The 22,381-nt window shown below is 69.5% G+C and carries 24 protein-coding genes; 12 read left to right on the top strand and 12 right to left on the bottom strand.

Translation table 11 applies throughout. The features are described 5' to 3' along the window. Positions 1 to 6: 6 nt before the first annotated feature. On the bottom strand, positions 7 to 201 hold the full coding sequence (locus tag H0I76_RS06245; RefSeq protein ID WP_200608390.1) for a PLD nuclease N-terminal domain-containing protein: 195 nt from the start codon (positions 199 to 201) through the stop codon (positions 7 to 9). A gap of 301 nt (positions 202 to 502) precedes the next feature. Between H0I76_RS06245 and H0I76_RS06250 the strand changes: the two genes are divergently transcribed. The 3 genes from H0I76_RS06250 (at position 503) to H0I76_RS06260 (ending at position 2,514) form a co-directional block, all read left to right on the top strand. After that, positions 503 to 715, top strand: coding sequence for a hypothetical protein (locus H0I76_RS06250; protein WP_200608392.1), 213 nt, complete (start codon positions 503 to 505; stop codon positions 713 to 715). 192 nt (positions 716 to 907) lie between these two features. Next, complete coding sequence (locus tag H0I76_RS06255; RefSeq protein WP_200608394.1) at positions 908 to 1,561, top strand: DUF1007 family protein; 654 nt, start codon at positions 908 to 910, stop codon at positions 1,559 to 1,561. After that, on the top strand, positions 1,552 to 2,514 hold the full coding sequence (locus H0I76_RS06260) for a nickel/cobalt transporter (RefSeq protein WP_200608396.1): 963 nt from the start codon (positions 1,552 to 1,554) through the stop codon (positions 2,512 to 2,514). Before H0I76_RS06255 ends, H0I76_RS06260 begins: the two co-directional genes overlap by 10 nt. A gap of 10 nt (positions 2,515 to 2,524) precedes the next feature. Here the strand turns inward: H0I76_RS06260 and H0I76_RS06265 are convergent, their stop codons facing one another. Then, positions 2,525 to 2,977 carry an NUDIX hydrolase gene (locus H0I76_RS06265; protein WP_200608398.1) on the bottom strand — a complete coding sequence of 151 codons (453 nt, stop codon included), beginning with the start codon at positions 2,975 to 2,977 and terminating at the stop codon, positions 2,525 to 2,527. 223 nt (positions 2,978 to 3,200) lie between these two features. Here H0I76_RS06265 and H0I76_RS06270 point away from each other — a divergent pair, with 223 nt between their 5' ends. The 5 genes from H0I76_RS06270 to H0I76_RS06290 all read left to right on the top strand — a co-directional run bounded on the left by H0I76_RS06270 (position 3,201) and on the right by H0I76_RS06290 (position 8,014). Next, positions 3,201 to 3,968, top strand: a complete 768-nt coding sequence (locus H0I76_RS06270; protein ID WP_200608400.1) for a CDP-alcohol phosphatidyltransferase family protein — start codon at positions 3,201 to 3,203, stop codon at positions 3,966 to 3,968. Positions 3,969 to 4,068: 100 nt separating this feature from the next. Next, positions 4,069 to 5,160, top strand: coding sequence for an ABC transporter ATP-binding protein (locus H0I76_RS06275; RefSeq protein ID WP_200608402.1), 1,092 nt, complete (start codon positions 4,069 to 4,071; stop codon positions 5,158 to 5,160). 2 nt (positions 5,161 to 5,162) lie between these two features. Further along, positions 5,163 to 6,137 carry an ABC transporter permease gene (locus tag H0I76_RS06280; protein ID WP_200608404.1) on the top strand — a complete coding sequence of 325 codons (975 nt, stop codon included), beginning with the start codon at positions 5,163 to 5,165 and terminating at the stop codon, positions 6,135 to 6,137. Beyond that, the gene (locus H0I76_RS06285; protein ID WP_200608406.1) at positions 6,097 to 6,936 is read left to right on the top strand and encodes an ABC transporter permease; all 840 of its coding nucleotides are present in this window, start codon (positions 6,097 to 6,099) and stop codon (positions 6,934 to 6,936) included. The genes H0I76_RS06280 and H0I76_RS06285 overlap by 41 nt, the downstream gene beginning before the upstream one ends. Positions 6,937 to 6,979: 43 nt before the next feature. Beyond that, on the top strand, positions 6,980 to 8,014 hold the full coding sequence (locus H0I76_RS06290; RefSeq protein WP_407704254.1) for an extracellular solute-binding protein: 1,035 nt from the start codon (positions 6,980 to 6,982) through the stop codon (positions 8,012 to 8,014). Between the two features lie 78 nt (positions 8,015 to 8,092). Here H0I76_RS06290 and aguB read toward each other — a convergent pair whose 3' ends face one another. The 10 genes from aguB to H0I76_RS06340 all read right to left on the bottom strand — a co-directional run bounded on the left by aguB (position 8,093) and on the right by H0I76_RS06340 (position 17,099). Further along, positions 8,093 to 8,971 carry an N-carbamoylputrescine amidase gene (aguB, locus tag H0I76_RS06295; protein WP_200608408.1) on the bottom strand — a complete coding sequence of 293 codons (879 nt, stop codon included), beginning with the start codon at positions 8,969 to 8,971 and terminating at the stop codon, positions 8,093 to 8,095. A 78-nt stretch (positions 8,972 to 9,049) separates the two neighbouring features. Beyond that, positions 9,050 to 10,141, bottom strand: coding sequence for an AbrB family transcriptional regulator (locus H0I76_RS06300; RefSeq protein WP_200608410.1), 1,092 nt, complete (start codon positions 10,139 to 10,141; stop codon positions 9,050 to 9,052). A gap of 238 nt (positions 10,142 to 10,379) precedes the next feature. Continuing rightward, positions 10,380 to 10,943, bottom strand: a complete 564-nt coding sequence (locus H0I76_RS06305; RefSeq protein WP_200608412.1) for a cell wall hydrolase — start codon at positions 10,941 to 10,943, stop codon at positions 10,380 to 10,382. Further along, on the bottom strand, positions 10,940 to 12,067 hold the full coding sequence (locus H0I76_RS06310) for an acyl-CoA dehydrogenase family protein (protein WP_200608414.1): 1,128 nt from the start codon (positions 12,065 to 12,067) through the stop codon (positions 10,940 to 10,942). Before H0I76_RS06310 ends, H0I76_RS06305 begins: the two co-directional genes overlap by 4 nt. Before the next feature lie 33 nt (positions 12,068 to 12,100). Next, positions 12,101 to 12,499, bottom strand: a complete 399-nt coding sequence (locus tag H0I76_RS06315; protein WP_200608416.1) for a DoxX family protein — start codon at positions 12,497 to 12,499, stop codon at positions 12,101 to 12,103. A gap of 45 nt (positions 12,500 to 12,544) precedes the next feature. Beyond that, entirely contained in the window at positions 12,545 to 12,943 is a 399-nt protein-coding gene (locus H0I76_RS06320) for a rhodanese-like domain-containing protein (RefSeq protein WP_200608418.1), read from the bottom strand. Positions 12,944 to 13,037: 94 nt separating this feature from the next. Next, entirely contained in the window at positions 13,038 to 13,700 is a 663-nt protein-coding gene (locus H0I76_RS06325; RefSeq protein ID WP_200608421.1) for a dimethylsulfonioproprionate lyase family protein, read from the bottom strand. A 12-nt stretch (positions 13,701 to 13,712) separates the two neighbouring features. Beyond that, a complete protein-coding gene (locus H0I76_RS06330; RefSeq protein ID WP_200608423.1) occupies positions 13,713 to 14,894 on the bottom strand; it encodes an acetyl-CoA C-acyltransferase in 1,182 nt (393 codons plus the stop codon). 34 nt (positions 14,895 to 14,928) lie between these two features. Then, the gene (locus tag H0I76_RS06335; protein WP_200608425.1) at positions 14,929 to 15,882 is read right to left on the bottom strand and encodes a heme-dependent oxidative N-demethylase family protein; all 954 of its coding nucleotides are present in this window, start codon (positions 15,880 to 15,882) and stop codon (positions 14,929 to 14,931) included. Next, the gene (locus H0I76_RS06340) at positions 15,879 to 17,099 is read right to left on the bottom strand and encodes a class I SAM-dependent methyltransferase (protein ID WP_200608427.1); all 1,221 of its coding nucleotides are present in this window, start codon (positions 17,097 to 17,099) and stop codon (positions 15,879 to 15,881) included. Before H0I76_RS06340 ends, H0I76_RS06335 begins: the two co-directional genes overlap by 4 nt. Positions 17,100 to 17,204: 105 nt before the next feature. Between H0I76_RS06340 and dddP the strand changes: the two genes are divergently transcribed. The 4 genes from dddP to H0I76_RS06360 all read left to right on the top strand — a co-directional run bounded on the left by dddP (position 17,205) and on the right by H0I76_RS06360 (position 22,324). Next, on the top strand, positions 17,205 to 18,542 hold the full coding sequence (dddP, locus tag H0I76_RS06345) for a dimethylsulfonioproprionate lyase DddP (RefSeq protein ID WP_200608429.1): 1,338 nt from the start codon (positions 17,205 to 17,207) through the stop codon (positions 18,540 to 18,542). Between the two features lie 172 nt (positions 18,543 to 18,714). Continuing rightward, the gene (locus H0I76_RS06350; protein WP_200608431.1) at positions 18,715 to 19,596 is read left to right on the top strand and encodes a hypothetical protein; all 882 of its coding nucleotides are present in this window, start codon (positions 18,715 to 18,717) and stop codon (positions 19,594 to 19,596) included. Between the two features lie 179 nt (positions 19,597 to 19,775). Next, entirely contained in the window at positions 19,776 to 21,017 is a 1,242-nt protein-coding gene (locus H0I76_RS06355) for a bifunctional alpha/beta hydrolase/OsmC family protein (protein ID WP_200608433.1), read from the top strand. Then, a complete protein-coding gene (locus H0I76_RS06360; RefSeq protein WP_200608435.1) occupies positions 21,014 to 22,324 on the top strand; it encodes an NAD(P)/FAD-dependent oxidoreductase in 1,311 nt (436 codons plus the stop codon). Before H0I76_RS06355 ends, H0I76_RS06360 begins: the two co-directional genes overlap by 4 nt. Positions 22,325 to 22,381 lie beyond the last annotated feature (57 nt).

The following is a 22,381-nucleotide window of genomic DNA, read 5'->3' on the forward strand; positions in this document are numbered from 1 at the left end:
GAAATCTCAGAGGCGGTATTCGCGCTCGCGCGGGCCGATCATCAGCCAGGTGATGAAGCCCGCGACCGGAAGCGCGAGAACGAGCGCGGTCCACATGGCCTTGGCGCCAGCGGGGCGCCCGGACCCCAGAACCGACACGATCGCCCATGTGTCGATCGCGAGAAGGGCGAGTGCCCCGAGGCCGACGAGTTCAAGCGCCATGAATGCCACCCTCGCTCGCGCGAACTGCGGGTTTGCGCTCGACTGCTGCCTGCGGGCCGCTGGGCCTGCGCCAATTCGTGGCGCGCTTGTTGTGGCCAGGGGCCCGATCTCTGCCTTTCACGTTTCTTCCTCCTTATCACGAGGTTTGGACGATCAACCCCGGAGGCGCGGCGCGGTTCCCCGGTGCACGGACGCGGCCGCGCGATCCGTGCAAGCGTGGCCGAACGGACACAATCGGCGGTGGAACAGGTCCCCCGCCCCGCGCGTTTCCCCGGCATCGAAGCAGGAGTCGGAGAACAGCATGAAACCTTTCGTTGCCGGCGCCACCGCGGTCTTCATGATCGTCGCCGTGCTCTTTGCCGGAGGCGCCTTCGAGCGTGAGGATTCCGGGTCCGCGGAGAAGGCGGGCGAGCATATCGACAAGGCGCTCAAGAGCGCCGGAGACGCCGCCGAGAAGGCGGCAGAAAAGGCCGCGGAAGTGCTGGGCGGCGGCAAGGAGACAAACAAGAAATAATGCCGCGCATCCGCGCGCGCGAGCCGGACAGCACCGGCGGGCCTGAACCACCCACCGGCGGTGGCTGTGGTCCATTTGCACGGGCATCGAGATGCACCGCAGGGCCACAAACGCGCGGCCAGCGAAAGGGGCTGCAGAGGCCGCGCGATCCCCTATATCATCCTGCAGGAACCATGCGGGCACGAGGACAGCATGCGGCGGATCTGGCTGGGCGCGGCTGTGGCGTTGATGATGCTCGGGGGCGAGCGGGCGAGCGCTCATCCCCATGTGTTCCTGGACGGCGGGGCCCATTTCATCTTTGACGATCAGGGCCGCCTGAGCGCGATCCGCGTCATCTGGGAATACGACGCCTTTGCCACGCTTTTCATCCTCGAGACGCTCGAGGTCGACGGCGACGCCGACGGCGTCCTCACCGAGGAGGAGACCGCGAAGGTCCTGGCCGACCAGATGACCTGGGAGGGCGGTTTCGAGGGCGACAGCTATTTGTGGCACGGCAACACGAAGCTGTCGCTGGCAGGGCCTGAGAACGGCACCGCGTCGTTGACCGAAAGCCGGCTGACGGTGACATTCGAGCGGGCGCTGGAAACCCCCATCGACCCCGGCGCGCATGAGGTCCTGGTGAAGCTCTACGACCCGACCTACTACTTCGCCTATTTCGCCACGCACGAGCCGCGCATCGAGGGCCAGGCACCCGAGGCGTGCCGGGCTCGGATCGAGCTATTCGAACCCGACAGCTCGCTCGCGGCGCTGCAATCGTCTCTGTCGCTTCTCGAGACCGACGAGACACCCGAGCAGGAGGACGTGGGCGCCCTCTTCGCCGACCGGATCGTGATGCTGTGCGACTGACGGCGGCTCTTGTCGTCGTGGCGCTGACGGCCGCGGGCGTGGCGCTGTGGCTGAGCGGCGCGGGCGCGGAGGTCGCCTATTGGGCGGCGCGCCAGCAGCGGGCCTTTCAGGACGTGATCGCCGCGGCAGTCACGAAACTGCGCTCGGGCGACGGGGCGGCCCTCTGGACGCTGATCGGCGCCTGCGCCGCCTATGGCGTGGTGCACGCGGTAGGCCCCGGCCACGGCAAGGTCCTGATCGGCGGCGCCGGGATCGCCTCGAGCGGGACGGCACGGCGTCTCATGGGGCTTGCGCTGATCTCGTCGCTCGCCCAGGCGGCCACGGCGATCGTGCTGGTCTATGGCGGGTTCCTGGTGTTCGAGATGACCGCCTCGCGCGCGGTGGGCACCGTCGACGACCTGCTGGCGCCCGCGAGCGCGGCGGCGGTCGGGCTGATCGGCCTTTGGCTCGCCTGGCGCGGCCTTCGCGGGCTGGTCGCGGCGCGGCCTGTTCAGGTCCGGGACGGGGACGCGCCGCATCACCACCACGAGGCGGGGCGTGGGCACGGCCATCACCACGCTCATGCCCATGACCATGGGCCGGGTTGCGGCTGCGGTCACGCGCATGCACCAAGCCCCGAGGCGGTCGAGGCCATGCAGGGCTGGCGCGACGGCGCAGCCATCGTCGCCGGCATCGCCCTGCGTCCCTGCACAGGCGCGGTGATCGTGCTGGTTCTGGCGTGGCGCTTCGGCGTGCCGCTGGCCGGGATCGCGGCGGTCGTCGCCATGGGGCTCGGCACGGCCGCCGTCGTCGTGGCGGTGGCAGCGGCTTCTGTGGGCGTGCGGCGCAGCGCGCTGACGGCGACCGGGCGGGGCAGCCGGGCGGCGCGCTATGCCGCGCCGGCGCTGCAGATCGCCGGCGGCGCGTTCATCGCGGCGATGAGCGGCGCGATGTTGGCCGCGAGCCTCGTCTAGCTGCGCGCCCTCAGTCCCCGCTACGGGCGCGATGCATGCGTTCGAAGGCGGCCAGGAGCTCGGCCATCTCGAGCGTCGAGATCAGCCCGCCGGCTTCCACGGCGGGGACGATGCGACGACGGCGCAGCGATTTCTCCGGCCAGCGCTGAAGGATCTTTCTGACCCTGACCGGAAACAGCGACACCGTGATCGGATCGAAGCCCGTGGCCGTCGCCTTGAGTGCGGTATAGGTGCCGATGGGCTCGGGCTCGGCGTCGCCGAGCACGCCGGCTTCCTCGGCCAGCTCGCGCGCGGCGGCAGCGGCGGGGCTTTCACCCGGATCGACGGCCCCCTTGGGAAAGATCCAGCGCCGCGTGCGCCGAGAGGTCACCAGCACGTAGGACAGCCCGTCGGGATGCTCGACGTAGCCAAGAGCAGCCGCCTGCAGCTTCGGAGCCGCACGTCTCGCGCCGTTCGCGTCCATTCCCACTTGCCTGCGTGCAGCTTCTTTTGCTCGTGACCCAAGGGAAACACCCCTCCGAGGCATTAGGGCGGCCAGAGGGCACGGTCAAGCGAACCCGCGCCGGAGCGGCCCGAGCCGGCGCGCGTCACCCGGCCTTGCTGGCAATGCCTTCGGGCTGCGCGCATTGCGGGCCGGGCCGCGCATACCAGCTTGCGCTTGGGGCGCATGCTTGCGATCAAGGCTCATGGGACAGTATGACGAGAACATGACCCGAGATCCAAGGCTGGGGCCGAAGAAGACCGAGGTGGCGGCCGCCTGGGCGGTGCATGCATTCACGACCTCGGGCATCGTCCTGGGATTTCTTGCGCTCCTCGCAATTCTCGAGGGCGACAGGATCGCGGTGTTCATCTGGCTCGGCCTCGCGCTTTTCGTCGACGGGATCGACGGCACGCTGGCGCGCCGGGTCAAGGTCGACGAGATGACGCCGAAGTTCGATGGCGCAACCCTCGACAACGTCATCGATTTCTTCAACTACGTCGCTGTTCCCGCGATGATGGTCTACTGGTTCGACTTCGTGCCCGAGGGCTGGGCCACGGTGTCGGCCGCCGCGATCATGGCCGTCAGTTGCTACACCTTCGCCAATCTGGATCTCAAGACATCGGACTACTACTTCGCCGGGTTCCCGGCCGTGTGGAACTTGATCGTTCTCTACTTCCACATCCTGCAGACCAACCAGTGGCTGAACCTCGCGGTCATCGCATTGTGCTGTGTGCTGACCTTCGTGCCGTGGAAATACGTCCACCCCTTCCGGGTGCGCGACTGGCGCAACGTCACGGTCCCGATGACGGTGCTTTGGGCCGCGACGTCGTTGCGGCTGGTCCTGATCGACCCCGAGGGCGAACCGCTGTCGGAAGCCTCGCCGCTGGTCTTCTGGCTGTGGGTTGGCGCGTCGCTCTACTTCGTCGCGCTTTCCGCCTGGCGATCGATCCGGCCCGAGCCGGACGCGGAATGACTGTTGCCTGCGCACTGGGCTGATCCTGTCAACCCCTTGCAATTCTGAAGCCATCGGGCAGTAAATGGAGCGCGCCGGGCTGCCATCACGAGGGGTTTCAATGACCGAAAGCGAGATCTCGATCCGCGTGAGCGGGGTCACCAAGACTTTCGGCGAAGGCGCATCCGCATTCCATGCCCTCAGCGATGTGTCGGTCGACATCCGCAAGAATGAGTTCTTCACGCTGCTCGGCCCGTCCGGCTGCGGCAAGACCACGCTGCTGCGCCTGATCGCGGGCTTCGATCACCCCACCTCGGGGCGGATCGAGCTCGACGGCGAGGACATCTCGCAGCTTGCGCCGTTCCAGCGCCCCGTGAACACTGTCTTCCAGTCCTACGCGCTGTTCCCGCACATGACGGTGGCGCAGAACATCGGCTTCGGGCTCGAGATGCTCGACCGTCCCAAGGCCGAGGTCGCCGCGACCGTCGCGCAGATGCTGAGCCTCGTGCGGATGGAGGCACTGGCCGACCGGCGCACCGACCAGATCTCGGGCGGCCAGCAGCAGCGCGTGGCGCTGGCCCGGGCGCTGGCGCCGCATCCCAAGGTACTGCTGCTCGACGAGCCGCTCTCGGCGCTCGACTACAAGCTGCGCAAGGACATGCAGATCGAGCTCAAGCGCCTGCAGTCCGAGACCGGCATCACCTTCGTCTTCGTCACCCACGACCAGGAGGAGGCGCTGACGATGTCCGACAGGATCGCGGTGATGAACCAGGGCACGATCCTCCAGATCGGCAGTCCGCGCGAGATCTATGACCGGCCCGAGCAGCGCTTCGTCGCGGACTTCATCGGCGATTCGAACTTCCTCGAGGCCGAGCTTCTGACCGGCGGCGCTTCCGGCCGGCTGCGCCTCGGCTCGGGTCACGAGATCGAGGCATCCGTGCCCGAGGGGATGACCGCGCCGCGCCGCGTCTCGGTCTCGATCAGGCCCGAGCACGCGGCGCTGACCTCGGGCGCCGAGGACGCGGCGCTGACGGGCACGCTGAAGGAAATCGTCTATTTCGGCACGGACACGCATTACCACGTCGCGCTCGGCTCGGGCGGCAGCTTCATCGTGCGCCGGCAGAACAGCCGTGGCGTCACCGAGACGCTGGAGCCCGGAGCCGCGGTCGGCATCAGCCTGGGACCGCGATCGGTCCAGGTCCTGAGAGACTAGCGATGCACGCCCCGAAACCCAGCGTCGACGCCAGCCATCCCGCGCCCGCGCCCGCGCGGACGGGCGCGCTGAATCTGGCGGACGAGGCGCGCAAGCGCGAGGTGCGCACGTCGTGGCTCCTCTCGGCGCCGGCGCTCTTAGTCCTCGTGACCGCGGCGTCGGGACCGCTCCTGATCGTTCTCGTCTACTCGTTCCTCGCCGCGGGCGACTATGGCGGCGTCGTGTGGTCGCTGTCCGGCGAGGGGTGGTTCAAGGTCTTCCTTTCGCGCGACATCTTCGACGACACGGTGGGCATCGCTGACGCGCATCTGACGATCTTCTGGCGCTCGGTCAGGCTGTCGATGCTGACGACGCTGATCTGCATCGCGCTTGGGTTTCCGACCGCGTGGTTCATCGCCACCCGCAGCCGCGAGAGCCGCAACGTCTGGCTCTTCCTGATCACGATCCCGTTCTGGACGAACCTTCTGATCCGCACCTTCGCGATCATGGAGGTCATCCGCAGCGAGGGGATCGTGAACACCGTGCTGATGACGGCGGGCGTCATCGAGCGGCCGATCCAGATGATGTACACCGACTTCGCCATCCTTCTGGGCATGGCCTATGTCTACCTGCCGCTGATGGTGCTGCCGCTCTATGCGGCGATGGAGCGGCTGGATTTCCGGCTGATCGAGGCCGCCTACGACCTCTATGCCAGCCGCTGGCGGGTGCTGCGCCGGATCGTCGTGCCGCTGGTCAAGCCGGGGCTGATCGCGGGCTCGATCCTCGTCTTCATCCCGTCGCTGGGCGCCTATGTCACGCCCCGGGTGCTTGGCGGCGGCAAGAACATGATGCTGGGCAACCTGATCGAGCTGCAGTTCGGCCAGGGGCGCAACTGGCCGCTGGGCGCGGCGCTCTCGCTCACCCTGCTGGTGATCGTCATGGTGGCGCTGATCTTCTATGTCCGCATCGTCCAGAAGGAGGCGGCAAGCCGTGAGTGAGCGCGCCAGCTTCGACATCCGCAGGATGCCGGGATTCGTCGCGATCGCGCTCGCGACCTTCCTGGTGCTCTACGCCCCGATCGTGACGCTGGTCATCTACTCGTTCAACGCGGGCATGTCGGTGGCGCTGTGGGAGGGGTTCTCGTGGCGCTGGTACGAGGCCGCGATGCACAACCAGCAGATCCAGGACGCGGCCGTGCGCTCGGTCATCGTGGCAAGCTTCGCCTCGGTCTTCGCGACCGTCCTGGCGACGATGGCGGCGCTGGGCACCACCCGGGTGCGGCCGTTCCGCGGCCAGACCACGATCTACGCGCTGATCAACCAGCCGCTGATGGTGCCCGAGATCGTCACCGGCGTCGCCCTGCTGATCGTCTTCGCGACGGTCAAGCAGGCGACGGGCTATTCGGGCCTCGGCTACCTCATCCTCGCCCACACGGCATTCTGCATCCCCTTTGCCTACCTGCCGATCCGCGCGCGGCTCGAAGGGCTCGACCGCAGCCTCGAGACCGCGGCGGCCGACCTCTATGCCACCCCGTGGCGCGCGTTCCGGCGGGTGACGCTGCCGCTGATGATGCCGGGCATCGTCGCCGGTGCCATGCTGGCCTTCGTGATCTCGCTCGACGACGTGGTCATCACCGAGTTCGTGAAATCCGCCGGGCAGGATACACTGCCGACCTACATGCTGGGACAGCTGCGCCGCGCCGTGACGCCCGAGATCAACGCGATCTCGACCGTTCTGCTCTTCATCTCGGTCGCGATCGTTTCTGCCTTCTTCGTCCTCAACCGAAAGAAGGCCTGACCCGGCAAGACCGCAAGACCAAACCGATAACAGGGAGAATAAAATGAAAGCACGTCTGATGTTCACGGCAACGGCGCTCGCCGCGCTGGTCGCCGCCGGGCCCGCGACCGCGGCCGGCAAGCTCAACATCTTTAACTGGGGCAACTACACCAACCCCGAGCTGATCGAGAAGTTCTCGAAAGAGCACGATGTCGAGGTGACGATCACCGACTACGACTCGAACTCGACCGCGCTCGCCAAGGTCAAGGCCGGCGGACACGGCTTCGACATCGTCGTGCCGTCGCATTCCTACGTGCCGATCTTCATCTCCGAGGGGCTGCTGCTGGAGAGCCGCCCCGACCAGATGGAGAACTTCAAGAACATGGACCCGCAGTGGGTGGACGTAGACTGGGATCCGGGCCGGCACTACACGGTGCCCTGGCAGTGGGGCTCGACCGGGGTCGCGGTGAACCGCGAGGACTACACGGGCGACATCAACACCTCGAAGATCTTCCTCGATCCGCCCGAGGAGCTCGTGGGCAAGGTGAACGTCGTGCCCGAGATGGCCGACGTCATGGCGCTGGCGCTGATGTATGTCGGCGGAGAGTCGTGCTCGACCGACAAGGAGAAGCTCAAGGCCGCCCGCGACGCGCTGATGGCCGCGAAGCCGAAATGGCTGTCGATGGATTACGGCACGACCGACAAGCTCAGCTCGGGCGAGTGGCGCGCCAGCGTGAACTGGAATGGCTCGACCTTCCGGGCGCGCCTGGCAAATCCGCCGGTCGAATACGGCTACCCGCAGGAAGGCTTCCCGCTGTGGATGGATTCGGCCGCGATCCTCGCGGACGCCCAGAACGTCGAGAACGCCAAGCTGTTCCTGAACTTCATCATGGAGCCCGAGAACGCCGCGCTGATCTCGGCCTTCGCGCGCTATGCGAACGGCATCAAGGGATCGGAGGCCTTCATGCCGGAAGACATGAAGGACGCGCCCGAGATCAACATGCCGCCCGAGCTGGCGGGCGCCGGCAAGTTCAACAAGACCTGCTCGAAGGAAGCGCAGGACTACTACACCGCGATCTGGACCGAACTGACGAAGTGACGTCCTGAGTCGCGGCGCAGCACGCGGGGCGCGGTCCGATGGGGCCGCGCCCTTTGCCATGGCGCGGCTGCGGCCCGATCAGCGCGTGGGCGCCGCCCCATCCAGCGTGCCAAGCGCCCCGTAAAGCTCGGGCCGCCGGTCGCGGAACAGGCCCCATGCGCGGCGCAGCTCGGCAATGGCATCGAGATCGAAGCTGTGGCAGAGCACCGCCTCGCCGTCGCGCGCCGCCTCGGCCACCACCTCGCCGGTGTGATCGGCGATGAAGCTGCGGCCGTAGAAGGTCAGCTCGGTGCCACCCTGCACCTCGCGCCCGACGCGGTTGGACGCCGCCAGCGGCATGAGGTTCGCCGCCGCGTGGCCCCGCATCGTGTTCTGCCAGTGGGTCGAGCTGTCGTAGCCCGGCGACGGCGGCTCGGAACCGATCGCGGTCGGGTAGAGCAACAGTTCCGCCCCCATCAGCGCCATGGCCCGGGCGCATTCCGGGAACCACTGGTCCCAGCAGATCCCCGCGCCGATCCGGCCGAAGGCGGTATCCCACACGCGGAAGCCCGTATCGCCCGGCGAGAAGTAATACTTCTCCTCGTAGCCGGGCCCGTCCGGGATATGCGCCTTGCGGTAGCGACCCAGCACGCGCCCATCGGCGTCGATCATGGCAAGCGTGTTGAAATGCGCCTGGCCCGCGCGCTCGAAGAAGCTGAAGGGCAGAACGACGCTCAGCTCGCGGGCCAGCGCCGCAAAGCGGCCGATGACCTGGTCACGCTCGAACGGGCGCGCCAGCGCGAACATCGCCGGGTCCTCGGCCTTGCAGAAATAGGGGGTCTCGAAGAGCTCCTGCAGCAGGATCACCTGCGCGCCCTGCCCCGCGGCCCGGCGCACCAGCGTCTCGGCCCGGTCGCGGTTTGCGGCGGCATCGTCGCCGCATTCCATCTGGGTGATCGCGACGGTCAGGTTGCGCATGAACTTCCCCTCCATTGCATGGGGTGACGCTGGCATCGCCCGCGCGTGGCGGCAAGCACGCGCGCCGCTCTCGGGCGGCTAGCCCTGCCGCCCGATCCGAAGCCAGACCATCCGGGCGATGAACACGGTGTAGAGGATGCGCACCACGTGATGCGCCGCCACATAGACCACGCTGACATTCAGCGACAGCGCGATCAGCGACATCTCGGTGACGCCGCCCGGCGCGAAGGCCAGAACGACCGCCTCGACCGACTCGCCGACCGCGCGGTACAGCACGGCGCCGGCAAGAACGGCGAGGAGAAGCACCGACGCGACGCTGAGAAAAGCCATGGCCAGCCCCTTGGCCGCCGCCCGGCGGCCCATGCCGGCGAAGCGCACGCCCAGCGAGCAGCCGACCACGAACTGGGTGAACTGGATCAGGAAGGCCGGCGGGTCGGCATCGGTCAGCCCGGCCAGGTGGACGGCACCGCTCATGACGATCGGCCCGGTGATGATCGCGGCCGGCATGCCGATCCGTAGCGCGACCAGCACCCCCGACGCACCGGCCGCGAGCAGCACCAGCACGTCCCAGACCCCGATCGGGTTCAGCGCGCCCTTGAGCATGACCCCCGCGGCGCTGCCGACCGCGAAGCCCTCGTAGGCGGTTACGGCGAGCGGCACGATCAGAATGCACATGATCAGGCGCGAGAACTGCAGCAGGTTCAGCACCGCGCGGTCCGCGCCCGCGACCTCGCCCATCGCGATCGCCTCGATCAGGCCGCCCGGCATCGACGAGAAATAGGCTGTCGGACGGTCGTAGCGCCCGAGGCGGCGGTAGATCAGGTAGGCCAGCGCGTGCGCCAGCGGCACGTAGATGAAAAGCCCGATCAGGCTCGGCCACCAGCCGGCCGCCGCCCGGATCAGTTCGGGCGTGAAGGCGCCGCCGATGCCGACGCCGATGATCGGCACGAAGAGAAAGCGCAGCCGGACCGGAAAGGTCACCGTGCCACCGCCCAGCCGCAGGTCCAGAAGCGCCGCAGTGCCGACTGCCACCACCGCCCCGAGGAGCCAGGGCAGCGGCGTGCCGATCAGCGATGCCACCCAGCCGCCCGCAGCCCCGAGAAGGATCGTGCCGATCAGCGGCACCAGGGCGTGCCGCTCCCCCGCGATCGCGATCTCGTGATGCGGCATGCTACCGTCCCGGCCGCATCGGGACAGGCCGGCTGCGCAGCCGCAAGACCTTGATATGCCGCATGGATGACCCCGCCCCCGAGACGATGCCGGATGAGCCGACGGCGCGTTGCACGAATGGCCCGCCTGCCGACGCCCTCTCTTCTAGGGCGCCCGACCCGCACGCGTAAAGACCCGCCCCCGGGAGGCTGCATTGCGTGCCCTGCAGGGCGCGGGAGCAATCGGCCGCGGCGCGGGCTCAGCGATAGAAGACGTGGTGGCCGATCTTGGTGGTGCGCCGGTTCGCCGTCGCCCAGCCAGGGCGGACGCTGAGATTGTGGAAGCTCGTCGCGCCGCGTGTGGGGTCGTCGCTCTGCCCGTTCAGCGCCTCCCAGGCGACGCGATGCGCGGTGCGGTAGGCATCGGCCTCGACCGGCGTGTCGTCCCGGCCGTCGCAGAAGAAGCTGAACTGGCAGGGCCGGGCCGGGCCGCCCTGGGTGACGACACCGCAGACATCCGAGGGGTAGGCATCCGCGTTGACGCGGTTGAGAACGACATGGGCGACGGCGGACTGTCCGGTCAGCGGCTCGCCCTTCGCCTCCCAGTAGACCGTGCGCGCGAGGCATGTCAGCGGGTCGTCGAGCGGGCCGGTCGCGTCGGCAGGCGGAAAGCGCGACGCGTCCCGGAGCTGCAAGGCGACCGGCTTGGTGCTCATTGCCGGGACGGCTCGGGCGATCGTCCCGTCGGCCCGCTCCTCGCCCGCCCCCATGCAGGCCGCGAGCGTCAGGCAGGCGAGCGCCGCGATCACGGGCCCGCGCATCATGCGATCTGCCTCGCGATGATCAGCTTCTGGATATCGTTGGTGCCCTCGTAGATCTGGCACACCTTCTGGTCGCGATACATCCGCTCGACCTCGTAATCCTGGAGGTAGCCGTAGCCGCCGAGAACCTGGATCGCCTCGGAGGTGATCCGCTCGGCCGCCTGCGCGCAGTAGAGCTTGGCCATGCAGGCCTCCTTGAGGCAGGGCACGCCCTGGTCCTTGAGCCGCGCGGCGTTCAGCACCAGCGCCTTGGCCGCCTCGAGATCGGTCGCCATCTCCGCCAGCCGGAACTGCACCGCCTGGAGGTCGAAGATCGGGCCGCCGAAGGCGGTGCGCTCCTTGGCATAGGCGAGCGCCCGCTCGTAGGCGGCCTGCGCCAGTCCTGTCGCCTGCGCGGCAATGCCGATCCGGCCCGCCTCGAGCGACGACAGCGCGATCGCGTAGCCCTGCCCTTCCTCGCCGATCATGTCCTCGAACGGGACCTCCATGTCCTCGAAGGCGAGCGCGCAGGAGTCCGATGCTTTCTGGCCCAGCTTCTCCTCGACACGGACAATGCTGAAACCGGGCCGGTCGTTCCCGGTGACGAAACACGAGATGCCGCGCTTGCCCTTGTCCGGGTCGGTGACGGCGAAGAGCACGGTGGTCTTGCCGATGCGGGCCGAGGAGATGAACTGCTTCGAGCCGTTGATCCGCCAGCCCTCGTTGGTCTTGACCGCGCGCGTCTTGAGGTTCGAGGCGTCCGAGCCCGCCTGCGGCTCGGTCAGCGCGAAGGAGCCGATGTGCTGCCCCTCGGCCAGCGGGCGCAGCCACTTCTCCTTCTGCTCGGGCGTGGCGAAGCGGTCGAGCACGGCGCAGACCGGCGCATTGTGGACCGAGACCATGGTCGAGACCGAGCCGTCGCCGGCGGCGATCTCGATCAGCGCCAGCGCGTAGGAGACGTAATCGGCCCCCGCGCCGCCCCAGTCGGGATCGATGGTCATGCCGAGGAACCCAAGCTCGCCCAGTTCGGCGATCACCTGGGGCTCGATCTCGCGCGCCTTCTCGCGCTGGGCCGCGGCCGGCGCCAGCTTTTCCTGGGCATAGTTCCGCGCCATGTCGCGGATCATGATCTGCTCTTCGGTCAGCATCCGTCCGTCCCTTCCTGATCCCGCTTGCCGCCCTCAGGCCCCGCGTCCGCGCCGCAGGGCGTCGACGCTCAGTGGCCCGGGCCCGGCGAAGACGATGTAGAGGAAAAGGAAGCAGTAGAGAATCGCCGCGTCGCCGCCGTTGTTCACCGGATAGAAGTCGCGCGGCGCATGGGCGATCCAGTAGGCGAAGGCCATCGTGCCCGAGGCGAGGAAGGCCGCCGGGCGGGTCATGAACCCGATCGCGATCAGGACGCCCGTGACGACCTCGATCACGCCGGCGAACCACGGCAGCGAGAACGCATCGACCACCCGCTCGGTCGCGGGGAAGCCGATGTGCTTCTGGGTGCCATGGGCAAGGAAGATCAGCCCCGCCACGCAGCGCAGGACGCTGAGCACGAGGGGAGCCAGGCGGTTCAGTCTGGTCTCGATCATCATCATCGCCTCCTGTCGCCGCGCGGTCGCCGCGGCCTTGCGGGGTCAGTCACTCTTCCTGGCGGGTTTCTGCCCCACGGGGCCGCCCGCCGCCTGCCATCCCTTGAAGCCGTCCTCGATGTGGGAGACGTTGTCGAGCCCCATTTCCTGCGCGACCTTCGCCGAGAGCGCCGATCGCCAGCCCGAAGCGCAATAGAAGACAAAGCGGCCGCCCGCCTGGAACTGCGGCTTGGCATAGGGGCTTTCGGGGTCGATCCAGAATTCGAGCATGCCGCGCGGGCAATGGAAAGCGCCCGGGATCATGCCGTCGCGCTCCAGCTCGCGCGGGTCGCGCAGGTCGACGAAGGTGACGCCCGCCTGCCCATGCAGGTCCAGCAGATCCTTCGCCGGGGCATGCTCGACGACCGCATTGGCCTCGGCCACCATGTCCTTGACGCGCTTCATGTTGTCCTCCCGCTTCGGCCTTTCACGCGTGAAAGCCATGTCAAGCTGTTGATTAGCATAAGTTTTGCAAAGTTACTCGCGCGATTTGTCAACCCTATGCACGGGTGCCCTTGCTGCGGCTGAAGGTCATCTTCTGCCCCGCCAGCACGTCCGAGGGCCCGTGCCAGGCATAGCTGAGCAGCGACGGCTCGCTGTCACCCACGGTGATGCGGTGCATCCGGCCCGGCGGGTTGAAGATGAGCGAGCCGGGGGCATAGACGCCGTCGTCGTTCTCGCTGACCGCGCCGGAAAGCGTATAATAGCTTTCGGTCAGGCCCTCGTGGGCATGGGCGGGATAGGTGCAGCCCGGCGCAAACAGGACGATGCCCAGGATCACCTCGGAGGTGACGACCGGGCCGTGCGGCCCCGCGAACTCGGCATAGGCGTATTTGCGCGCGAGCCCCTTGGGCACCTTCTCGTAGCCGTAGAGCCAGCAGAGCTCGGGCAGCACGCTCTCGATCGCGCGGATCACCGACTGGGTCGACTCGCGGCGGCCCTGGTCGAGCGCGCGCTTGAGATGGGCGGTGACGGGCTTCGTCTCGGGTACGCGATCGATCACGTCGGGGTTCGCCGCGATCGTGCGCGCGACCGCCTCGCGGACCGCGCGCTGATGCGCCCGGATACGCGCCGAGCCGCCGGCCTTGCCGCGGCGGTAGAGCTCGGCGAACTCGGCCAGCAGGTAGCCCCAGTCGGGCCGGTCGGCGAGGCGCAGCGTCATGCCCCGCCCCTCTCAGACCCGCTCGATCGCCACCGCGGTGCCTTCGCCGCCGCCGATGCAGAGCGAGGCGACGCCGCGCCGGAGGTTCTGGCGCTCCATCTCGTGCAGCAGCGTGACGATGATCCGCGCGCCCGAGGCGCCGATCGGGTGGCCGAGCGCGCAGGCCCCGCCATTGACGTTGAGCTTCTCGCGCGGGATGCCCAGTTCCGCCATCGCGGCCATGGGCACCACGGCGAAGGCCTCGTTCACCTCCCACAAATCGACGTCATCGACCTTCCAGCCCAGCCGGTCGAGCAGCTTGCGCATCGCCGGCACGGGGGCAGTGGTGAACCAGCCGGGCTCTTGCGCGTGGCTGGCATGGCCCAGCAGGCGGGCCCGGATTGGCAGGCCCTTGGCCTCGGCCTCGCTCTCGCGCATCAGGATCAGCGCCGCCGCGCCATCCGAGATCGAGGACGAGTTGGCGGGGGTCACGGTGCCATCCTTGCGGAAAGCGGGCTTCAGGGTCGGGATCTTCTCGGGCCGGGCATTCTTCGGCTGCTCGTCGCCGGCAACCTCGACGCTGCCCTTGCGGGTGGCGACAGTGACGGCGGCGATCTCGCGCGTGAAGCGGCCTTCCTCCTCGGCGCGGAGCGCGCCCGAGAGCGAGGCCAGCGCGTATTCGTCCTGGGCCTCGCGGGTGAACTGGTACTTCTCGGCGCAGTCCTCGGCGAAGGTGCCCATCAGGCGGCCCTTGTCATAGGCGTCCTCGAGCCCGTCGAGGAACATGTGATCGAGGACCTGGGCGTGGCCGAGCCGCGCGCCGCCGCGCATCTTGGGCAGCAGGTAGGGCGCATTCGTCATGCTCTCCATCCCGCCCGCGACGACGACCGAGCCGTTGCCCGCACGCAGCTGGTCATGCGCGATCATTACCGTCTTCATGCCCGAGCCGCACATCTTGTTGAGCGTCGAGCACGGCACCTCCTTGCCCAGCCCCGCGGCGAAGGCGGCCTGGCGCGCCGGGGCCTGCCCCTGCCCGGCCGGCAGGACGCAGCCCATCAGCACCTCGTCCACATCCACCGCGTCGACGCCCGCGCGCTCGAGCGCGGCCTTGATCGCGACGCCGCCGAGATCCGCGGCCATGGCGCCCGAAAGCTCGCCCTGAAAGCCGCCCATGGGCGTGCGGGCGGCGCCGACGATGACGATGGGATCCGACATGAGCCATTCCTCCGGAAATTTAGTGAACGTGCGTTCAATTCGACGGCAACGATGCCGCCTCGCCCCTGCCCTGTCCAGCGATTTCCCGCAGGACCGAGGCGACGCGGGACAGGTAGGGCGCACCGCCGCGATAACTGACGGTCGCTGCGTCGAACCCCTCAAGGCCGTCGGCGAGGGCCATGGCCTCGTCGGCCGACAGGCACGCGAGTGGCGTGAGCGAGGTCTTGATCCCGAAGATCACCGCCCCCGTCCCGGGCAGGCGGTGCAGGGTCTGGCGCTCGGTGCGCAGGAACAGGTCCTTCGAGGGGTCGGGGAGGTAGTGCTTCTTCTCGGCGACGCCCCGCGGCAGATGCGGCTCCGGGGTGTCGTAGACCAGCCAGTTGACCCGGTACATCGGCCGGTCGACCCGGATCGCGTCGAAGATCCGGTTGACGCGGCGGGCGAGGTCGTCGCCGTAATCCGGCACCGGATCGTGAATTGCCGTCAGTGGCTTGCCCATTTTCTCGGCGAGGATCCAGCGCGCCGGGAAGCAGAGCGCCCCGGCCCGCAGCACGTACTCGCCGCCCGGACCGCCCGGCATTAGGATGCACCAGTCCTCGGCACCGAGCCGCGCGATGGCGCGCATCGGATCGTCGCGATCGAGCGGCACCGCGACGCCGTCGCGCCGGACGAGATGCTCGCCCTCGGGCGCCAGCCGCGCCCCTTTCGACACTTGGTGCGCGACAAGCGCATCGAGGAGTTCCAGCGCCGCCTCGCGCGCCGCGGGCTCGAGGCCGAGGACGATCGCGGCGCGTTCGGCCACCAGCCGGTCGCGATGGGCGACCTGTGCGCCGAAATCCGGCAGTTCGACCGTCAGCTCGGCCGGATCGATGGGAACCAGCCCCGGCGGATGCGCCGTGCGCTTCTCCATGAAGGGGACGTAAGGCGCATGATCGAGAAGCCACGGGGCGCTGTCGACGAGCGCCTTGGCGATCGGTGAGGCCGTCATCGCCGTGCTCCTTCCGAGTAATGCAGGAGGTTGAACCCCGCGAGCGCCCGGTGCACCGGCATCCAGGCCGAAGCGAAGGCGAGCCAGTCGATCCCGGCGCCCTCGGCGATGGCGCGGAGCGAGCGGCGCCCGTCGATGCCCGCGATCAGCCGCGCCGCTTCCTTCGGGATCGGCTGGCGGAACTCGAGGCCGTCGAGCGTGAGCCGTAGCTCGCCCGTCTTGGCGACATGGGCCGCCAGCGCCTGCGCGGCGACGCCGGCAAGCCGCGGCACGGCGCCCGCGCGCTGCGGGCGCGCCATCGCCTGCCCCTCGCGCCCCGCGCGGGTGGCGTAGGCGACGTGGGTCTTGATGTTGCCCGCCAGGTTCTCGGCCACGGCCGCCGCCTGCGGGCCCGAGAGGCGGGCAACCCGCTCGCGCATCTGGGGCGTGTCGGGCAGGTAGCGCAGGGGATCGTAGCGCGCGGGCTCGACAAGGCTCACGAGACCCAGCCCCGCGCGGTCGAGCGCATCGGTCAGCTCGTTGACCCGGTAGGCCCGGTCGCGGCCGTGCAGCAGCAGGTCGTAGAGCCCTGCATCCGACTGCTTGTGATCGCCGACGAAGGGGTTGCGGCCAAGCCAGTTGGTGGGCGGCAGCCGATCCAGCGCCACCTTGGCCAGCGCCACCTTCTCGGCCGGCGCGTCGCCCTCGAACAGCGCACCGAAGGCCGATTGCAGCGGGTAGACGCCGGTGCGCCCAAGCGGCGCGTAGACCATCAGGCCGACGCCGCCCTCGGGCGCCAGGGCGTCGGCAAGCGCCCGAAATCCCGCGTCGGGGTCAGGCAGGTGGTGCAGCACGCCGCAGCAGTCGATGTAGTCGAAGGGCCCGTGATCCGGCGCGGTCAAGAGGTCGCCCGTGAGAAAGCGGATCGAGCCGAGCCCGCGGGCGGCGGCGCGGGCCTCGGCCACCTCGCGCGAGGCCTGCGACATGTCGAGATAGACGATCTCGGCCGGGCAGCCGATGTCGGCGAGCTTCTGCGCCAGCATGATCAGCCCGTCGCCGGTGCCGCCGCCCGCCACCAGCGCGCGGAAGGGCCGCGACCAGTCGCGGCTGCCGCCGAACAGGAAATGGTCGATCTCGACCGGGTGCGAGGGCGAGCCCTCGATCAGGCGCGTCGATTCATCGGCCGGGTCGCGCTCGGGATAGGGATAGGTCTCGTACTGCCGCCTCACGACGTCCATCGGGCCCGTCCGATTCATGTCTGAAACCGACGCCTTCTCGGCGTTTGTGGCGCGACGTTCGTGATCAACATCGCCTAAGTGCAGATAGCACCATGGAGCGCGCGCATGAACCCGGAAATCCACCACGCCGACCGCCGCAAGATCGACCCCGCCCGCAAGCCGCGGATGAAGCCCGACAACACGCCCGACGACAACGACCGCGTCGAGACCGGCCCGACCGCGCTGGCCTTCGAGGAATGGGCGGCTGCGGGGCTGGAACTGCCGGATATCCCGGCGATGCGCGCGCATCGCCACGCGCGGCTGACCCGCGCCATCGCGCAGGCCGATATTGGCGGCATCCTGCTGTTCGACCCGCTCAACATCCGCTACGCGACCGACGCGCCGAACATGCAGCTGTGGAACACCCACAACCCGTTCCGGGCGCTGTTGCTGACCGCCGACGGCCACATGGTGCTGTGGGAATACAAGGGCGCCTCGTTCGCCTTCCTCAGCGAGTTCAACCCGCTGGTGAAGGAGGTCAGGGGCGGCGCGAGCCTGTTCTACTTCTCGACCGGCGATCGCGGCGCGGATTGCGCGCGCGATTTCGTCGCCCAGGTCGACGAGGTCATGCGCGCCCGCGCCGGGCATAACCGGCGCCTCGCCGTCGACAAGATCATGCTCAGCGGCTACCACGCGCTGGTCGAGGCCGGGTTCGAGGTGCTGGAAGGCGAAGCGATCACCGAGCGCACGCGCGTCATCAAGGGCGCCGAGGAAATCAAGGCGATGCGCTGCTCGATGCATTCGTGCGAGATGGCCGTGGCCGAGATGGAGGCCGCCTGCCGGCCAGGCCTTTCGGAGGACGAGGTGTGGTCCTATCTCCACGCCGGCAACATCAAGCGCGGCGGCGAGTGGATCGAGACGCGGCTTCTTTCCTCGGGCCCGCGCACCAACCCGTGGTTCCAGGAATGCGGGCCGCGCGTCATCCAGAACAACGAGATCGTGGCCTTCGACACCGACCTGGTCGGGGTCTACGGGCTGTGCACCGACATCTCGCGGACATGGTTCGTGGGCGACGGCGAGCCGACGGCCGAGATGAAGCGGCTGTTCCGCGTCGCGCATGACCACATCATGGGCAACATGGAACAGCTGAAGCCCGGCGTGAGCTTCACCGAACTGGTCTTCGGCGGCCACCAGCTGCCCGAGGAGTTCGTGCCCGGCCGCTACGGCTGCAAGATGCACGGCGTCGGGCTGTGCGACGAGTGGCCGATCATCTCCTACCCGCAGGACTACCGCGAGGGCGCGTTCGAAGCGGTGCTCGAGCCGGGGATGATGCTGTGCGTCGAGGCCTGCGTCCAGACGCAGGGCGGCGAGTTCGCGATCAAGCTGGAAGACCAGGTCCTGATCACCGAGACCGGCTACGAGAACATGACGCTCTACCCCTTCGACGCGCGTCTGATGGCCTGACACGCACGGCCGGCCCGGTTGCGGGCCGGCGCCGCCGATCCCGCCCCGGTGGACCGCAACCGGGGCGCGGTTTCCGCCTGATGGAAATGCCGGACCCGCGGCGCGCAGAATGATTGACTTGCGCGGCGTCTCGCGGCGGTTGCTGGGGTGGGTGAGCTGAGGGGTGGACGGCATGGTCGAATTTTCGCGGCTGACGGGGCGGGCACGGCGGCTTGGTCTTGCACTGGCGGCAAGCGCGGCGATTGCGGTGTCGCTTGGTGCGCCGAGTGCGAACGCCCAGACGCAACCGCCGGCCGAAGGCGCGATCGCGCGGCTTGCGACGCTGCACTGGCAGGCCGTGCTGCTCGAGCGCATGACGCTTGGCGCCTGCGCCAGCGCGGCCGGTGCGGACGCGGCGGCCACCGAAGCCAGGATCGAGTCGGCGCGCGCGCGCTTCGACACGGTGCTGGGGCAGATGCGCGACGGCTATGGCGCGACCATCCCCGACGAGCGCATCCGCAAGCAGGTCGAGCGCGGCCTCGACGACCTGAGCTCCCAGTGGTGGCGCTATCGCGGCGCACTGGACGGCGTGACCAGCGGCCGTGACACCACGCCGGGCGCGCTGGCGGGCGTGCGCGCCATCGGCCACGGCATGACCGAGACCGTCGACAAGCTCTATTCCGGCAGCCGCCGGGCACTGACCAAGGCGGGCGAGACCGACATGGGCCAGACCATGGGCGAGTTCTCGGCCTTCAGCCACGTGATGCAGGCCGAAAGCGCGGTCTCGGGCGCCTGTTTCGCCGGGATCGACGGCCTGCCACAGGAAATCCGCGCCGATGCCGCCCAGCAGATCGAGCTCTTCGCGGGCGAGGTCGGCAAGCTGGCGCAGAACCCCTTTGCCTCGCCCGAGCAGAAGGCGCTGGCCGCACGCTGGGACGAGGTCATGCCCAAGCTGCGTGCGGCGGCGGGCGGGACGGCGCTGGCGCCGGCTGACCTCGTGGCACTGACCGGACTGCTGGACGAATGGGCCGCGGCCTCGGACCGCCTGGGGGTGGAGCGCCGCAGCGGCCTCTGAACGCGCGTGCCTCGTGCCCGCCATGCATGACGGCCGGTCAGCGCCCGGCGCCATGCGGTACGAGATTTCATGCAATCGCCGTTGTTCCCGCGCGCCCGCCGGCTGACACTGCCGCGGGCGGGAATCGTGTTTCGCCCGCGTCGTGACGCATCGGGGCAGCTTGCGGGGGACATGAGATCATGCGCGGCGAGAAACTCTCATTCGCGGGTCATTCGGGCGAGCCGCTGGCCGGACGCTTCGACCGGCCCGAGGGGCCGATCAAGGCGGTCGCGCTGTTCGCCCACTGCTTCACCTGCGGCAAGGACATCGCCGCGGCGCGGCGGATCGCGGGGCGGCTGGCGGCGCTGGGCGTCGGGGTGCTGCGCTTCGATTTCACCGGCCTTGGGCATTCCGGTGGCGAGTTCGCGAACACCGGGTTCTCGTCGAACGTGTCCGACCTGATCGCGGCGGCCCAGCATCTCGAGTCGATGAACCTCGCGCCGCAGCTGCTGATCGGCCATTCGCTGGGCGGCGCGGCGGTGCTGGCCGCGGCCGGGTCGATCCCGTCGGTCGAGGCGGTGGCGGTGATCGGCGCCCCCGCGGATCCTGCGCATGTGCTGCACAATTTCGGCGCCGACCTCGCGACGATCCGCGCCACGGGCTCGGCCGAGGTGACCCTTGCCGGCCGGCCCTTCACCATCCGGCGCGAGTTCCTCGAGGACGTCGAGAGCCACAGCCTGATGGACATGGTGAGCGACATGCGGCGCGCTCTGCTGATCCTGCACGCGCCGCGCGACATGGTGGTGGGGATCGAGAACGCCGGGCGCATCTTCGCCTCGGCCAAGCACCCCAAGAGCTTCGTGAGCCTCGACGACGCCGACCACCTGCTGACGCGCGCCGAGGATGCCGATTACGCCGCCGGGGTGATCGCCGCCTGGGCCGGGCGCTACCTGCACCTGGGCGAGGCCCGCGACGACGGCGACGACGGCGCCCCGCCCGAGGGCGTGGTGCGCACGACCGAGAGCGACCCCGCGGGCTTCCTGCAGGATATCTCGGTGGGCCCGGGCCTCGCGCTGCGGGCCGACGAGCCGGCCTCGCTGGGGGGCAGCGGGCTGGGCGCCTCGCCCTACCAGCTGCTGGCGGCGGGGCTGGGCGCCTGCACCTCGATGACCATCCGCATGTATGCCCGCCGCAAGGGGTGGCCGCTGGAGGGCGTGAGCGTCGACGTGACCCACGGCAAGAGCCATGCCGAGGACAGCGCGGACGCCGACGAGGGCAAGCCGCGCATCGACGTCTTCCGCCGCATCGTCAGGCTGACCGGCCCTCTGGAGGAGGACCAGCGCGCGCGGCTGATGGAGATCGCCGACCGCTGCCCGGTGCACCGGACGCTCGAGGCCGGCGCGCAGGTCGAAACGGTCGAGGAGCGCGAGGACCTCGGATGATGCCGCGCGGGCCGCTGGCGGCCGAGATCTACGATACCGCGCGCCCGGTGCCGAGCTGGTGGGAGGCCTCGGCCCCGCCCGACCGTGCCCGCCCGGCGCTGGAGGGCGAGCGGACCGCCGAGGTCGCGATCATCGGCGGCGGGTATGCGGGGCTGTCGGCGGCGCGCGTGCTGGCCGGGCTGGGTATCGAGGCCGTGGTGCTCGAGGCCGGCGCGATCGGCTGGGGCGCATCGGGCCGCAATGGCGGTATCGCGGGCCCCGGCGGGCACAAGCTGTCGGACGCGGCCTTGCTGCGCCGCCATGGCGCCGGCGAGGTGACGCGCCACTACGCGCTTTTGGCCGAGCACCTTGCGGGGCTGCGCGAGTTCTGCGTCGAGACGGGGCTTGGCGACCAGGTGCAGGGCGCGGGCGAGATGGTGCTGGCGCATTCGCCGCGCGCGGCGCGGGGCCTCGACGCGGCGCCGCCCGGCTTCACGGCGCGGCCGGTCGCCCCCTCGGGGCGCGCCGACGTCGCGCGGTACGGCGGCGCCGTCGTGAGCCCCGCCTTCGGCATCCACCCCCTGCGATTGGTGCGTGCGCTGGCCGATGCCGCGGCCGGCGCGGGCGCGGCCGTGCTGCCCGGCTCGCCGGTCATGGCCTGGCACCGCGAGGGCGCGCAGCACCGGCTGGTCACGCCACGCGGCAGCCTGCGGGCGCGCACGGTGCTGGTCGCGACGAACGGCTTTACGCCCGACGGGCTCGACCCGGCGCTGGACGGGCGCGCCGTGCCGGTCATCTCGAACATCGCCGTCACCCGCCCGCTGACTGGGGACGAGCGCGCGCAGCACCCCTGGCTCGGCGCGGATCCCGCCGCCGACACGCGCAACATGCTCAGCTACTTCCGCCTGCTGCCCGAGGGGCGCCTGCTGTTCGGAATGCGCGGCGACGTGACCGGGGCGGATGCCAACACCGCCACGATGCGCCAGCGCGTCATCCGCCGCATCGCGCAGCAACTGCCGGGCTTTGCGGAGGCCGAGGCCGAGTATTTCTGGCGCGGGCCGATCTGCGCGACGGCGCGGCTGACACCGGCGGTCGGCTGGCTCGATCGCACGGCCCGGGTGGCCTGTGCCCTCGGCTGGCATGGCAGCGGCATCGGCATGGGCACGCTGGGCGGCCGGCTGGCGGCCGGGCTGGTCGCGGGCGCGCCCGAGGCGGAGATCCCCGCCCCGATGCGCGGCCCCGCGCCGCGCCTGCCGCTGCCGGGGCTGCGGCCGGTCTATGTGGCCGTGGCGATGAAGCTTCTGGCGATGCAGGACCGCGTCACCTGACCGCGAGGGATTGCGGCAACGCGGCCTCGCCCCCGCGAGATGTTGATCAGCCCCCGT

Origin of the sequence: Thermohalobaculum xanthum (assembly GCF_016623495.1) — a bacterium.
GTDB classification, from domain to species: Bacteria; Pseudomonadota; Alphaproteobacteria; order Rhodobacterales; family Rhodobacteraceae; genus Thermohalobaculum; species Thermohalobaculum xanthum.

Bases quoted from the DNA above. Each gene is read 5' to 3' on its own strand.
- H0I76_RS06245 (WP_200608390.1), bottom strand. From the start codon at position 201: ATGGCGCTTGAACTCGTCGGCCTCGGGGCACTCGCCCTTCTCGCGATC.
- H0I76_RS06250 (WP_200608392.1), top strand. From the start codon at position 503: ATGAAACCTTTCGTTGCCGGCGCCACCGCGGTCTTCATGATCGTCGCC.
- H0I76_RS06255 (WP_200608394.1), top strand. From the start codon at position 908: ATGCGGCGGATCTGGCTGGGCGCGGCTGTGGCGTTGATGATGCTCGGG.
- H0I76_RS06265 (WP_200608398.1), bottom strand. From the start codon at position 2,977: ATGGACGCGAACGGCGCGAGACGTGCGGCTCCGAAGCTGCAGGCGGCT.
- H0I76_RS06270 (WP_200608400.1), top strand. From the start codon at position 3,201: ATGGGACAGTATGACGAGAACATGACCCGAGATCCAAGGCTGGGGCCG.
- H0I76_RS06275 (WP_200608402.1), top strand. From the start codon at position 4,069: ATGACCGAAAGCGAGATCTCGATCCGCGTGAGCGGGGTCACCAAGACT.
- H0I76_RS06280 (WP_200608404.1), top strand. From the start codon at position 5,163: ATGCACGCCCCGAAACCCAGCGTCGACGCCAGCCATCCCGCGCCCGCG.
- H0I76_RS06285 (WP_200608406.1), top strand. From the start codon at position 6,097: ATGTCCGCATCGTCCAGAAGGAGGCGGCAAGCCGTGAGTGAGCGCGCC.
- H0I76_RS06290 (WP_407704254.1), top strand. From the start codon at position 6,980: ATGAAAGCACGTCTGATGTTCACGGCAACGGCGCTCGCCGCGCTGGTC.
- aguB (WP_200608408.1), bottom strand. From the start codon at position 8,971: ATGCGCAACCTGACCGTCGCGATCACCCAGATGGAATGCGGCGACGAT.
- H0I76_RS06300 (WP_200608410.1), bottom strand. From the start codon at position 10,141: ATGCCGCATCACGAGATCGCGATCGCGGGGGAGCGGCACGCCCTGGTG.
- H0I76_RS06305 (WP_200608412.1), bottom strand. From the start codon at position 10,943: ATGATGCGCGGGCCCGTGATCGCGGCGCTCGCCTGCCTGACGCTCGCG.
- H0I76_RS06310 (WP_200608414.1), bottom strand. From the start codon at position 12,067: ATGCTGACCGAAGAGCAGATCATGATCCGCGACATGGCGCGGAACTAT.
- H0I76_RS06315 (WP_200608416.1), bottom strand. From the start codon at position 12,499: ATGATCGAGACCAGACTGAACCGCCTGGCTCCCCTCGTGCTCAGCGTC.
- H0I76_RS06320 (WP_200608418.1), bottom strand. From the start codon at position 12,943: ATGAAGCGCGTCAAGGACATGGTGGCCGAGGCCAATGCGGTCGTCGAG.
- H0I76_RS06325 (WP_200608421.1), bottom strand. From the start codon at position 13,700: ATGACGCTGCGCCTCGCCGACCGGCCCGACTGGGGCTACCTGCTGGCC.
- H0I76_RS06330 (WP_200608423.1), bottom strand. From the start codon at position 14,894: ATGTCGGATCCCATCGTCATCGTCGGCGCCGCCCGCACGCCCATGGGC.
- H0I76_RS06335 (WP_200608425.1), bottom strand. From the start codon at position 15,882: ATGACGGCCTCACCGATCGCCAAGGCGCTCGTCGACAGCGCCCCGTGG.
- H0I76_RS06340 (WP_200608427.1), bottom strand. From the start codon at position 17,099: ATGGACGTCGTGAGGCGGCAGTACGAGACCTATCCCTATCCCGAGCGC.
- dddP (WP_200608429.1), top strand. From the start codon at position 17,205: ATGAACCCGGAAATCCACCACGCCGACCGCCGCAAGATCGACCCCGCC.
- H0I76_RS06350 (WP_200608431.1), top strand. From the start codon at position 18,715: ATGGTCGAATTTTCGCGGCTGACGGGGCGGGCACGGCGGCTTGGTCTT.
- H0I76_RS06355 (WP_200608433.1), top strand. From the start codon at position 19,776: ATGCGCGGCGAGAAACTCTCATTCGCGGGTCATTCGGGCGAGCCGCTG.
- H0I76_RS06360 (WP_200608435.1), top strand. From the start codon at position 21,014: ATGATGCCGCGCGGGCCGCTGGCGGCCGAGATCTACGATACCGCGCGC.